Origin of the sequence: Roseobacter cerasinus (assembly GCF_009811755.1) — a bacterium.
GTDB lineage: Bacteria > Pseudomonadota > Alphaproteobacteria > Rhodobacterales > Rhodobacteraceae > Roseobacter > Roseobacter cerasinus.
Genome location: NZ_BLIV01000009.1, coordinates 113,147 through 125,062, shown reverse-complemented (window position 1 = coordinate 125,062; position 11,916 = coordinate 113,147). Strand labels below are relative to the sequence as shown.

At 53.2% G+C, this 11,916-nt stretch carries 13 protein-coding genes and 1 tRNA gene; 11 read left to right on the top strand and 3 right to left on the bottom strand.

Annotated elements, in window-relative coordinates; all coding sequences use genetic code 11:
• The first annotated feature begins 40 nt into the window (after positions 1-40).
• From paaG to So717_RS19430, 8 genes are all read left to right on the top strand, one after another.
• The gene (paaG, locus tag So717_RS19465; protein ID WP_159980414.1) at positions 41-826 is read left to right on the top strand and encodes a 2-(1,2-epoxy-1,2-dihydrophenyl)acetyl-CoA isomerase PaaG; all 786 of its coding nucleotides are present in this window, start codon (positions 41-43) and stop codon (positions 824-826) included.
• Positions 827-828: 2 nt separating this feature from the next.
• Positions 829-1,275: a hydroxyphenylacetyl-CoA thioesterase PaaI gene (paaI, locus tag So717_RS19460; RefSeq protein ID WP_159980412.1), complete on the top strand. Its 447-nt coding sequence runs from the start codon at positions 829-831 to the stop codon at positions 1,273-1,275.
• Positions 1,272-2,570, top strand: coding sequence for a phenylacetate--CoA ligase PaaK (gene paaK / locus So717_RS19455; protein WP_159980410.1), 1,299 nt, complete (start codon positions 1,272-1,274; stop codon positions 2,568-2,570). The genes paaI and paaK overlap by 4 nt, the downstream gene beginning before the upstream one ends.
• Before the next feature lie 5 nt (positions 2,571-2,575).
• Positions 2,576-3,172: a TetR/AcrR family transcriptional regulator gene (locus So717_RS19450; RefSeq protein WP_159980408.1), complete on the top strand. Its 597-nt coding sequence runs from the start codon at positions 2,576-2,578 to the stop codon at positions 3,170-3,172.
• A gap of 213 nt (positions 3,173-3,385) precedes the next feature.
• A complete protein-coding gene (locus tag So717_RS19445; RefSeq protein WP_159980406.1) occupies positions 3,386-4,423 on the top strand; it encodes a helix-turn-helix domain-containing protein in 1,038 nt (345 codons plus the stop codon).
• 3 nt (positions 4,424-4,426) lie between these two features.
• Positions 4,427-4,738 (top strand): hypothetical protein, encoded by a 312-nt coding sequence (locus So717_RS19440; RefSeq protein ID WP_159980404.1) that lies wholly within the window; start codon positions 4,427-4,429, stop codon positions 4,736-4,738.
• A gap of 277 nt (positions 4,739-5,015) precedes the next feature.
• Positions 5,016-5,342, top strand: coding sequence for a hypothetical protein (locus tag So717_RS19435; RefSeq protein WP_238841099.1), 327 nt, complete (start codon positions 5,016-5,018; stop codon positions 5,340-5,342).
• Positions 5,343-5,354: 12 nt separating this feature from the next.
• The gene (locus So717_RS19430) at positions 5,355-7,754 is read left to right on the top strand and encodes a hypothetical protein (RefSeq protein ID WP_159980402.1); all 2,400 of its coding nucleotides are present in this window, start codon (positions 5,355-5,357) and stop codon (positions 7,752-7,754) included.
• On the opposite strand, the gene So717_RS22790 is transcribed toward So717_RS19430, so the two are convergent.
• Positions 7,751-8,920, bottom strand: coding sequence for a DNA methyltransferase (locus So717_RS22790; protein ID WP_159980400.1), 1,170 nt, complete (start codon positions 8,918-8,920; stop codon positions 7,751-7,753). The two genes, So717_RS19430 and So717_RS22790, sit on opposite strands and share 4 nt — an antisense overlap.
• A 610-nt stretch (positions 8,921-9,530) precedes the next feature.
• Positions 9,531-9,944 (bottom strand): hypothetical protein, encoded by a 414-nt coding sequence (locus So717_RS19420; protein ID WP_159980398.1) that lies wholly within the window; start codon positions 9,942-9,944, stop codon positions 9,531-9,533.
• A 148-nt stretch (positions 9,945-10,092) separates the two neighbouring features.
• Here So717_RS19420 and So717_RS19415 point away from each other — a divergent pair, with 148 nt between their 5' ends.
• Together So717_RS19415 and So717_RS19410 are read left to right on the top strand one after the other, a co-directional pair.
• Positions 10,093-10,278, top strand: a complete 186-nt coding sequence (locus tag So717_RS19415; protein WP_159980396.1) for a hypothetical protein — start codon at positions 10,093-10,095, stop codon at positions 10,276-10,278.
• Positions 10,278-11,006: a tyrosine-type recombinase/integrase gene (locus So717_RS19410; protein WP_238841097.1), complete on the top strand. Its 729-nt coding sequence runs from the start codon at positions 10,278-10,280 to the stop codon at positions 11,004-11,006. Before So717_RS19415 ends, So717_RS19410 begins: the two co-directional genes overlap by 1 nt.
• A gap of 15 nt (positions 11,007-11,021) precedes the next feature.
• On the opposite strand, the gene So717_RS19405 is transcribed toward So717_RS19410, so the two are convergent.
• Positions 11,022-11,095, bottom strand: a tRNA-Cys gene (locus So717_RS19405).
• Between the two features lie 146 nt (positions 11,096-11,241).
• On the opposite strand from So717_RS19405, the gene So717_RS19400 reads away from it, so the two are divergent.
• A complete protein-coding gene (locus tag So717_RS19400; RefSeq protein ID WP_159980394.1) occupies positions 11,242-11,895 on the top strand; it encodes a protein-L-isoaspartate O-methyltransferase family protein in 654 nt (217 codons plus the stop codon).
• Positions 11,896-11,916 lie beyond the last annotated feature (21 nt).

Below are 11,916 nucleotides of genomic sequence, written 5' to 3'. Positions count from 1 at the left end.
TGCAAGAACTATTTGGAATTGAGCACGAAAGAGCACGCATATGACCCAAACAATACTGGTCGAAGACATTGATAGCTGGAGACAAATTACGCTGAACCGGCCGAATCGTCTCAACAGCTTCAATGACGGGATGCATGGAGAACTGCGCGCAGCGCTTGAAGAAGCGCGCGATACATCCAAGCGTGCGGTGCTCCTGACGGGGGCAGGGCGCGGGTTTTGTGCCGGGCAGGATTTGGGGGATCGCGATCCATCAAAGATGGACGGTCCACCCGATCTGGGGAAAACTGTGCGCGACTGTTATGCGCCTTTGGTAAAGCTCATCCGATCCCTGCCATTCCCGGTTGTCTGCGCCGTCAACGGCGTTGCAGCGGGGGCAGGCGCGAACGTCGCACTTGCCTGCGATATGGTGCTGGCGGGAGAAAGCGCGAAGTTCATTCAGTCTTTTTCGAAGGTCGGGCTGATCCCCGATACGGGCGGCAGTTTTCATTTGCCGCGTCTGCTGGGAGAGGCCCGTGCAAAAGGCCTGGCTTTCACTGCGCAACCCTTGTCTGCCAGACAAGCGGTCGATTGGGGGCTGATCTGGCAGAGTTTTCCGGATGACGAACTGATGCCCGAGGCGCGCGCCTTGACGGCTTCTCTCGCGTCAGGGCCAACATTGGGTTTGGCAAAAACAAAGGCGGCCATTCAATCTGCCGCGACAAACACGCTTGAAGACCAATTGGAGCTTGAGGCCGACTACATGAAACTCTGTGGTGAAAGTGCGGACTACGCCGAGGGTGTCCGCGCGTTTCTGGAAAAACGCCCGGCGGAGTTCAAAGGGCAATGAGCATGACACCAAAAGACCGCGCCAATCGCGCGGCTGCTTCCATGTGGAGCGATGACAACGCGTCCGCTTGGATTGGCATGCGCCTCGTCAGTGTTGACGAAGGTCACGCCGAGCTTGCTCTGACGATTGAGCCGCATCACTGCAATGGACATGGCATTGGCCACGGTGGGATCACCTTTGCGCTGGCCGACAGCGCTTTTGCTTTTGCGTGTAACAGTCGCAACCAATCAACGGTCGCGCAGCACAACATGATTAGTTTTCTGGCACCAGTTCACAAAGGCGACCAATTGATTGCTATCGCCACGGAGGTCTCGCTGACGGGGCGCAGTGGCATCTATGATGTGCGTGTTACAAATCAAGATGGCCTGACCGTTGCCGAAATGCGGGGGTTTTCCCGTGCGATCAAGGGCCAGCTCTTCGAAGACCCTGTGGAGGAGGCCCGATCATGAAAGACCTAACGCCAAACCTATCGGACCTGGACCCGATTGAGATTGCAAGCCGCGATGAAATTCAGGCTCTGCAACTGGAACGGCTCAAGTGGTCACTGCGCCATGCCTACGACAATGTGCCGATGTACAAACAGCGGTTTGATGCGGCGGGCGTGCACCCCGATGATCTGACCTCGCTGGAGGATCTTGCGAGGTTCCCGTTCACCTATAAGGATGACTTGCGGGCAAACTATCCCTTTGGCCTGTCGGCTGTTGCGCGCGATCAACTGATGCGTATCCATGCCTCTTCCGGGACGACGGGCAAGCCGACAGTTGTTGTCTATACCAAGAACGACATTGAGGTTTGGTCTGATGTTCTGGCGCGGTCGCTGCGCGCGTCCGGTCTGCGCGCCGGGGATATCGTGCATAATGCCTATGGCTACGGTTTGTTCACCGGTGGTCTTGGCGCGCACTATGGGATTGAACGACTGGGCGCGACCGTGGTCCCAATGGGTGGTGGCCAGACCGAGAAGCAGGTTGGCTTGATCACGGATTTCCAGCCACAGGGCATTATGGTGACGCCGTCCTACATGCTGAATATTCTCGAAGGGTTTCACAAAGCGGGTCTCGACCCACGCGAAAGCTCGTTGCAGGTCGGCGTCTTTGGCGCGGAACCCTGGACCAATGCCATGCGACTGGAGGTTGAAGAGGCGTTCGACATGCATGCCGTAGATATCTACGGACTCTCCGAAATTATCGGGCCCGGCGTCGCCAATGAATGCGTTGAGACCAAGGACGGTCTGCACATCTGGGAAGACCATTTCTACCCCGAGATCATTGATCCCGAGACCGGCGAGGTACTGGAGGACGGGCAAGAGGGCGAGTTGGTTTTCACCACGCTGACCAAGGAAGGTATGCCGATGATCCGCTATCGTACGCGCGATCTCACGCGGCTCTTGCCGGGCACCGCGCGTTCGATGCGTCGGATGGAGAAGATCACCGGGCGGTCGGACGACATGATCATTCTGCGCGGCGTGAATGTCTTCCCGACACAAATCGAGGAGCAGGTGATGACGACAGAGGGGCTGGCGCCGTATTTCCAGATCGAATTGGTGAAATCAGGCCGAATGGACGCAATGCGGGTTCATGTTGAAGCTGAAAGTGGCGCTGACAAGACTGCTGCTTCGAAGAAACTCATGAAGCAAATCAAAGACATGGTCGGGATCAGCACCGAGGTTGTCGTTGGTGGTCCCGGCAGTGTTGCGCGCAGTCAGGGCAAAGCGGTACGTGTCGTAGACAACAGGGATAAGGGATAAGCGCGTTGGCCAGAACGATCGCGAAAGATCATGACGAGAAAAGAGAGCGGATCCTCGGAGTCGCGGCTCGTGTCTTTGCCGAGGAAGGTTTCGCGCGCGCGTCGATGTCACAGATCGCGAAAGACTGCGGCATCTCAAAGGCCAACATCTATCACTACTACAGCAGCAAGGATGCCTTGCTGTTCGATATTCTCGATACGTATCTGTGCAAACTACGCGACCGTTTGGCCGCTGTAGCTTCAGAAGGGCAGACCCCAGAAGAACATTTGTTCAATTTCTTGCGTGAGACGCTGTTGGCATATCAGGGAATGGACAACGAGCACAAAATCCAAACCGAGGGTGTTCCACTGTTGCCGCTCGATCAGCAAACCATCTTAAAGGGTTACCAGCGCGAGATGGTCAAACAGCTGAATGACATTATCCAGCATATCTCGCCTGAAGCGTTCACTTCAGACAAAGCGAAACTTCGGGCTGTGACGATGTCAGTATTTGGCATGGTCAATTGGTTCTACATGTGGAACCACGGTGCGGACGAAGCGGAACGGGCTGACTACGCCAGAATGGTTGCAAAACTCACCACAGACGGCGTGCGCGGGCTATAGAGCGCTTTGCTACACAAACCTCCGCCGTCGGCATGCCGTCCGGCGCTACGAATGATCCACCGGATCAATCGCTAAACGCTTGAACCTTGTTCTTTGATCATCCCGATCATCTGTGCCTCGATAAAACGGTTCTTTCGCATTCGTTCGCTCCTTCGAAAGATTGAGCAAACTCCAAATCACAACGACAGAGCCTTGGGCGGCAGGTCGCAGTGAATGCCAGCGGGCACCTCTGCGGAATGGATCGCCGAAGAGGCGGCCGCCAATCTACATCAATCTTTTACCCGTTCCCGGCCTCCAACGCAATCGCGGGAGGTGCCAATGCCTAGGCTCAATCGCTTTGAATGGCACAAAGCTGTCATGCAAGTCAGAAGCCTGAATGCGACCGCCAAGGTTGTCGCTGGCGCGCTTGCTGTTCAGTTCGCAAATGACGAAACAGGCCAGCTCAATCCTGGCCTGACGACCTTGATAGAGTATCTTGGGCTGTCGCTATCAACTCTGAAACGCGCCATCAAAGATCTGACTGATGCGGGCTGGTTGTCCCGGACGGAGGGGCGTGGTGCAGGCAATTGCACGAACTACACGTTCTTGGCACCATGCAAGATCATTCCATTCCGCCCTTCGAAAAAGGGTTCAAAGGCGAGCCTTTCGGCGAAGAAAAAGGGTTCACAGGTGGTTCAAAAAGGGTCCACTCATGAGCCTTCCTATAAAGAACAATCAAAAGAACAAAAAGCGCGGCCTTCGCCGTCGCCGGACTTGCCCCATGAAGGGCAGCCCGGCGAAGCGTTACGGTTGGCCAAACTTACTTGGGTAAACCTCCAAAATGCGCGGTTGCGCAACGCGACGATCCTCGGTCTTGAGAAGCAACACCTGGCAAATTTCAAGGACTGGTACGACCGCCCTTTGCGCAGACGCCTCGAAAGGTTGAGTGCGGCGCGGGCGCAGGACCACCGCGATCTTTATGCCCGATTTCAGGATGAACGCGCCGACCTGATCGCGCGGCAGAAAGTCGAGCGAGGAGAGCTTCAATCGCAGTGGCGACGCACCGAGCGGCGGAATGATCGGGGTTTGCAGCAGGGCACAAGAAGGCAACGCGCAAAAGAGAAGGCGGTCGCCAAGGACCAGGGCGCGGCGGCGGAACGTTCGCTGCAGGATGAATCCTCGGCACAATCTAAGGCCAAGGATGCACTTGAGGGACTGCGATCTCCGAGGCCTTCTGCAGCAAAACGAAAAACACAAGACCGGGAGCGCTGAACGATGGGCGATAAAATTTGCAAAACCAAAGGCAAAACCGAGGGAGTTAAACTCACGGATCGATGGCCGGACCGTCCGGGCTGGGAAGTGCTTGCCAATACAATTGAAACTCTGGCCAAGGCATGTGGCGGCAGCGCGCAATGCCACAAGAAATACGAGTATTTGAGCGTCAGCCTAGAAACGAACGGTGTGTCAGAGGCGCAAGTCGGTGCGCTTCGTACGTTGGCCGAGCTTGTCGAGCAAGTGAGCGACGCCGAAGACCACGGCGCTCAGTCCACTGTTCATTGGGTTCGCCGCGTTCTAGCGACGCAATAAACTCACCCGCAACAACTATTGAGGTTGGTTAGCGAGCCTTCCACCGTCGCACCCCGCACAGCCTTTCGTTCCGATACTACATCGAACATTCAATGCTACCAATGCAGAGGAGCATCCGTTGCGTCTTGGTCCGACACGACCTTGTTAGTTTGCGGGCAGTGACTTTTGGGACAGCTTCGCAGCCGAATCGACAGAAATACTGCAAGCTAAACTCCATCAAGATGTAATCAAAAGCGCGTCTCTAGCTGTAGCGGGTACGACTTCAAGTGGCTGTTTTATGGCGGTTTTGATCTATTTAGCGACACAGTATTGCAAGAATACTGTGGTGAGTTTATGTATACAAAAAACAGCACAAGAGCTATTGAATATTTTGGAGAATATGATGTCCGAAAAGCACGACAAATTTCGTGAGCTTGCTGAGGGTCGAACGAATAAAGCCCTTGAAGCAATTGTTCGACTTGGAAAGCTATCCAACCGACAGCTGTATGAATGGGATGACGGAGAGGTTCGAAAGATCGTGAAGGCGCTTAAAGAGGCAGTTTCGGATGTTGAGCGAAAGTTCTCTTCGCCAAAAAGTGTCAGTGAAAACAGATTCAAGCTATAGGAGCTCGACGCAGTGGGTACCGATCAAGAAATTTGCATCGACTTGGTTCACGCGGACCATGAGAAGGACGTAATCAGGATCCTGACCGAAGCCGGCTACTGGGATGCCCCAAACGCTTGGCGCGACTTAGGAGACATGGAAAACAACTTTTCAACCGCTGGAGCGCAGCAATCCGATCCAGTGGCTGCATTGGTAGAAAAGTTGGTAAATGCCGCAGATGCAAGCCTCATGAATGCATGCCTTTCTATGGGGATCGATCCTGAAAGCTCAGACGCACCACCATCTGTTCGCCATGCTGTAGCTCAAATGATCCAAAAGTCGGCCAATCCCGAGAACGAAACCAATGGTCTAATTGAGAACATGACCAGGCAAGAACGCACAGAACTTGCCAGGAAGATTACCTTGGCCGCAACTGGAGCAAAGGGGAAGCCGTCGTTAACGATTGTCGACGAGGGTGAAGGTCAGTCTCCAGACCGAGTTCCTCATACATTTATGTCGCTGAACAAGTCCAACAAGTTAAGAGTACCGTTTGTCCAAGGACGCTTCAACATGGGCGGCACCGGTGCACTGCGGTTCTGTGGAGATAAGCGCCTTCAATTGATCGTCACGAAACGAAACCCGAAAATCGCTGACCAGTCAGAAAAGCACCATGATCTATGGAGCTTCACGGTTGTCCGTCGTGAAACGCCAACGACCGGCGAAAGGAACAGTGTCTATCGATATTTGGCACCAGTTGGGGCCGACGCTAAACGCAAGGGTGGCCTTCTGCGTTTTGCTGCTGACACGCTGCCCGTGAAGCCAGATGGTAATACGGCGTATTCGCTGCCGCTAGAGTACGGGTCGCTTGTGAAGCTCTATTCCTACAAGTTCACGGGGACGTCCAACATTCTCATGAGCGACGGCCTTCTTCGCCAAGTCGATGTTCGGTTACCTAGCCCTGCATTGCCAATCATGTTTCATGAGTGTCGGGACTACGCAGGCAAAGAGGGAAGCTTTGCCAATCCTAGCACAGGCCTGTCTGTACGGCTCTCAGATAACCAAGCTGGGAACTTGGCAAATGGTTTTCCTTATGACGAGATTGTTACAGTTGATGGTCAAGAGTTTTCAATCAGGTATTTTGGCTTCAAGGATGGAAGAGCAAAGACTTATCTGAACAAGTCAGAAGGCGTACTTTTTGTAGTTAATGGTCAAACACAAGGCGTACTTCACTCGCGGTTTTTTACCCGTCGTGGTGTGGGACTGAACTATGTTTCGAACTCTCTCATGGCTCGGGTCGATTGCTCGAAAATCGATCAATGGGCGCACGAAGAGCTCTTTATGAACACGCGCGAATCTCTTGCTGACTCTGAGTTTAGACGCAAGGTGGAGCAGGCGATCCAGAAGAAGGTTGGAGAAAACGCTGCTCTCAAGGCTTTCAATCACCAAAGGCGTACTGAAAAAATTAAGGAAAAGGTTCAAGACGACAGGACGTTGGAAGATGTCCTGAAGAATGTAATGAAAAAATCGCCAACACTGAGTGCGCTGTTTCTTACAGGGACCAGATTGTCCGACCCTACATCCACTGCTCCGGTGAGTTCTGCTCCCGATTTCGTAGGTGTTGAGTTTCCAACGTATTTTAGGTTCCGCAACAAAAATTCGGGAGAAACTCTGATCAGGAACGCTGAGCAGGGCCGAGAAATAAGAATGAGTTTCGATACTGATGCAGAGAATAACTACTTCGGGAGGTCGAAGGAAAGGGCGAGGTACGGTGTCATAATCGTTGGTGAAGACAACAGTGAAACTGTCGTCCAGGATCACAGTATGAATCTACATAACGGAACTGCGAATCTGAAACTTGCACTGACGGACACCGATGTGGGCGATAAAATACGAATTAAGGTAATTGTCACCGACACCAACAGATTAGAGCCTTTCATTAACTTTGCCGAAATCAATATTGTACCGTTTGTTGAACGCGAAACAGGAGGGACTGGCGGTAGGAACCCACCGTCAAACAACAAAGGGAACGACCAGCTAAATCCAACTGGCTTGGCGCTTCCTCACGTAGAGTGGGTTGCGAAGGACGAATGGTCGGTACATGAGTTTGATAAGCATTCCGCTTTGAAGGTCATTCAATCAGACCAAGACGGAAAGAACCGAAGCTTCGACTTCTACATTAATGCAGACAATGTTTATCTGAAGAAAGAGCTTGAGCGAGCCAAAGGTTCTGAAGACCTTCTAAAAGAACAGTTTAAAATTGGCTTGGTGCTCGTCGGTTTGGCTTTGATCCATGAGGCGTCGGACGATGACGGCAAAGAAGTCTCTGAAAAGGTAGAATACGCAACTCGAGCTATGTCGATGATGCTTATACCTATGATAAACTCGTTGGGAGATTTGGACCCATCAGAGCTTGGCGTCAGTGACGCCGCCTAGGCTCTGCGATGGATCAGAACTACCTCTCTGGAACCGGCGCGGTTAACTTGCCGCGCCGCATGCCATTTGCGATTGGGGACATCGCGCCAAATTCTGTCGCCAGACATGGCCTCTAGATCATGTTCACAGAAGCCTGCGTTTTCCATGACTTCAAGATACTGCGGCAACTGCCACTCGGGCTTCGAAAATGCGACCATTTGCACGACTACGGTATTCTGATCGACTACCTCTCTAAGGGAAGCAAAAATTGCCTCCAAGTTTTGGAAATACGTCTTGAGGTCGCGCTCATGCCGGTTGCCTAGCGTGTAGTACCGCTCGCCATCACCATCTAACTTGTTTGCTATCCAGTATGGTGCGGCAGTTTCGCGTCGCCCTTTGACTTGCCAACGGTGATAAAGCACATGTACGCCTGGGTATGGCGGTGAAGTAAGTACAAGCTTTGGTGCGCCCAATGAGTCAAACTCAGACAAATTGTGCAGTTCGGCTGCATTGCACTTTTTGAGGATTGGGGCAAAAACGCCTTCCGTCGACACCGGAAGCGCCGCCATAGAAGTCAACATCTCGTCAAAGAGAGCGTCAATCTTTTTTCTAACTTGCTCGATGCTCATTACTTCTTTTCGGCCATCTAACGATAGTTGCATAGACCTGAGCACTACACATCTCATGAAATCACTGAGACGGTCATTTGGCAGTGTTTCAATTAGTTCCAATGCAGACTGAATTAGATTTCGATGACGCCAAGTCTCTTGCGTTTCCAAATGGCGAAAATATCCCTTTTCACGCCAATCGTCATATGTTGACGAGATCTTTCCGATTCGGAGTGCTTTTGAAAAATCAGGAAACCAGTCCCTCAGAAATTCTAGCTCCTTACTCGTGAGGATTGTCGTTTTGACCTTTGAAACAAAAAGGGCCAGTTCATTGATATCAGTTCCAATCGACTGGCGACCAGACATCATCGCCTCAACCCCCGTCGTGCCGCCACCGATGAACGGGTCTAGAACCAAATCTCCGGGTTTGGTAAAAGCTTCAATCGCAGCAATGGCGAACTGAGGGGAAAACCTGGCCGGGTATCTATAGAACTTGTGGGATGCTCCGGAAACAGCACGGGTGTCGCGCGCTGCGGCCGCAAGTTTCTGAACCAAACTGCTTGTGATCGCTGCCGTCACTTTATCTGCCCTTTTTTGTAAGAGCCTACATCGGGTGTGACTCTCTGGTCAACAGCGGCGCAGCATGTTGTAGCTACAGTGCAACCATGCACGAAAGACAGTGTGAATCGCTGATCTGATTTGCTGGAGCTTGCCTACACGAACCGCGAGCAAATTTGACTGGACTAGGAAGAGGAGACGGAAATGGTTTTCAAAAGAAAAGAAGCACCCTACCTACCCGGGCTCGAAGGTGAGCCCGCGTGTCAGAACTGTAGGTTTGGCGTGGTTAACGGCGACATCTGGCAATGCAGGCGGTATCCACCGACTGCGGTCAGACGGGGTAGTCTGAACGCCATCATCACAGTCGAATTTGAAGTGCCGACGGTTTCGCCTGGCTACTGGTGCGGTGAATTCATCGAAGTTGAGAAGTAACTAAGACTGTGACCTAAAGTGCTACTTGGTCAGATTGCCAAAGCTGAGCTGACAAAAGCCATTGCGGCAAAAGAAAACTTCCTCTTGTGGTCGGACGAAAGGAACCGCAAGCTTTCCCGCAAGCTTTCCCGCAAGCTTTCCCGCAAGCTTTCCCGCAAGCTTTCCCGCAAGCTTTCCCGCAAGCTTTCCGGGCCGGGGTTCAAGGATCAGGCTCCGCCATCCGTTCCCGGATCATGTCCAGAACGCCGTTTGCTTTCATTCTACGGACCTCAGTCACGCGGGTAAGAGCTTGGTCAAATTGCTCATCGTTGCCGGTTGCGTAGGATTGCTGCAAGAGCTGGAATTGCTGTTCAACGCTGTCGGCAAGAGCCTCGTCGCTATCTCCGGCAAGTATTGGGCTTTCTGTTCGGGATAGCCCGCGTATCTTGCGGTAGTCGGTAATGCCCTTCGCGAGTGAGGCTGGCTTTCGCGTTCGCTTGAGTTCCTTTGTGCGCTTCTCGGCAAGGGTGATTTCATACCGCTTCTGCCACGCAGCTTCGCGATGTTTCTGGTCCCAAGTTTCAAGTCGGCGCAGATCACTACCCCCAAACTCAAATATTCGGCTTTTGGACATTCGCGCCTCCAAAATTCTGAGAAAATATCTTCCCATATGCTCGGAAGGTTTGTCTAGGTCAGGATTGTCTCTGGTAACATGCAGGAACTTGTAGAAACCTGAAATTCAAGACATTTTGGTGAGGCTGCAAGTGCAAAATCTCGACGACATGCTGACCCCGGAAGAGTGGTGTAAGAAGTTGCGTAAGACGGGCGCTATCGTGTCAGCGAGGGCGCTGCGGACAAAGGCCCGCGAGCATGGCCAGTACTATTCCATTGGTCGCGCGATGATGTTGTCGGCCCAACAGCTCGAAACCCTGATGAGGCTTGATGCCTCAAACAAGGGGGCAGAGTGATGGATTTCAGCGTTAAAGCAATCAGCTTGGTTTCGTCTGATGATCTCGCTGCGGCGCTTGGTTTTGCATCCCCGAACGATGCGTTTCGCGGGTTTTGTCGCAATTTGGGGATCACGCCAGTTCGGAGAAACCCGAACTTCTTCGACCCCAAGCTTGTAAGGCTCCGCTTGGATCAACGCGTGATGACACTCGCTTGCGAGACCGGCCTGCGACCAGCGGACCTTGTGCGTCTGACACGAGGCAACCTTGAGAGCTTCGATGGAATTGACCGGTTCAGGGTGCGAACCCAGAAACGCGGACGTGTGGCGCATATTCCTGTGACGCCGGAGCTTCGGCAGTTAATTGATGAAACACCTGCAGATCAACTTGTTTTGTTGGTCAATGACCGAGGTAAGCCGCTAAGGCCTACATCGGCTAGTCGCGCCATCACTCGCTACCGGGACCGGATCGCGGACAAGCTCAGTGATCCCACGCTGCGCCTCCAAGATACACGCGGTACAGCGGCCACACGGCTCCTACGTGCTGGTCTAGGCCTCAACCAAATCGCAAATCACATGGGTTGGTCGCTTCGTTATGCCGCCGCTGTGATCGAGCATTACGCCGCCGTTTCACCTGCTGAAAGCGCGGAAGTCCTCGACTTACTGGAGCGCGAAAAGCAGCGTCGCGAGGGTAAAACTGTAAACGCTATTGTAAACGCCCCCAATGGGGCAAAGAGAGGAGAGAGCTAAGTGCTTGAAATTAAATGGAGGCGAGTACCGGAATCGAACCGGTGTACACGGATTTGCAATCCGCTGCGTCACCACTCCGCCAACTCGCCTCTGAGGGTGTCCGGGCACTGCTATCCCATTCAATGCAGTGCTGCAAGTGTCACAAAGCTGCAAAATACTCCGCAACGCCGTTGCCGGATGCGCGGGAATATGGCAGAGCTTTGCCGCACGCAACTGAACAGACGAGTTTAGCCGCATGATCGATTTTGCCAGCCGCCGCACGATGATGGTTGATACTCAGGTCAGACCCTCAGATGTGACCAAATTTCCCATCATCGACGCCATGTTGACTGTGCCGCGTGAGACATTCGTTCCCGCAGCACAACGTGAGGCGGCCTATATGGGGGGAAACCTCGACCTTGGTGGTGGTCGTGTGATCCTTGAGCCCAGAACTCTTGCCAAGATGCTGGATGCCCTCGATATTTCCAATGACGAGCTGGTGCTCGATGTCGGTGCGGCACTGGGCTACTCTTCTGCCGTGATGGCGCGTATGGCCGAAGCGGTGATTGCGGTCGAGGAAGACGAGGCGCTGGCAGCCGAAGCCCAGGATGCGCTTGCGGAGGTGGGGGCAGACAATGTGGTGATGCACGCCGGGCCACTGGTTGAGGGTGCAGCTCAGCACGGGCCCTATGATGTCATTGTAGTTCAGGGGGGCGTGAACAGCCTTCCGCCTGTTTTGCTGGAACAACTCAAGGAAGGCGGGCGCATCGCATGCCTTTTCATGTCAGGTGCTTTGGGTGAAGTGCGTGTTGGTCATAAGAGCGATGGCCGCATGTCATGGAGAATGTCGTTCAATGCTGGTGCGCCGGTTCTGCCCGGTTTCGCAAAAGAGGCTGCCTTCGAATTCTAACGTAACCGAGGTCCTGAGCAG

Excerpts from the sequence above, each read along its gene's own strand:
- So717_RS19410 (WP_238841097.1), top strand. The coding sequence starts at position 10,278 with ATGGATTTCAGCGTTAAAGCAATCAGCTTGGTTTCGTCTGATGATCTC.
- So717_RS19400 (WP_159980394.1), top strand. The coding sequence starts at position 11,242 with ATGATCGATTTTGCCAGCCGCCGCACGATGATGGTTGATACTCAGGTC.
- So717_RS19420 (WP_159980398.1), bottom strand. The coding sequence starts at position 9,944 with ATGTCCAAAAGCCGAATATTTGAGTTTGGGGGTAGTGATCTGCGCCGA.
- paaK (WP_159980410.1), top strand. The coding sequence starts at position 1,272 with ATGAAAGACCTAACGCCAAACCTATCGGACCTGGACCCGATTGAGATT.
- So717_RS19445 (WP_159980406.1), top strand. The coding sequence starts at position 3,386 with ATGCCAGCGGGCACCTCTGCGGAATGGATCGCCGAAGAGGCGGCCGCC.
- So717_RS19415 (WP_159980396.1), top strand. The coding sequence starts at position 10,093 with ATGCTGACCCCGGAAGAGTGGTGTAAGAAGTTGCGTAAGACGGGCGCT.
- So717_RS19435 (WP_238841099.1), top strand. The coding sequence starts at position 5,016 with ATGGCGGTTTTGATCTATTTAGCGACACAGTATTGCAAGAATACTGTG.
- paaG (WP_159980414.1), top strand. The coding sequence starts at position 41 with ATGACCCAAACAATACTGGTCGAAGACATTGATAGCTGGAGACAAATT.
- So717_RS19440 (WP_159980404.1), top strand. The coding sequence starts at position 4,427 with ATGGGCGATAAAATTTGCAAAACCAAAGGCAAAACCGAGGGAGTTAAA.
- paaI (WP_159980412.1), top strand. The coding sequence starts at position 829 with ATGACACCAAAAGACCGCGCCAATCGCGCGGCTGCTTCCATGTGGAGC.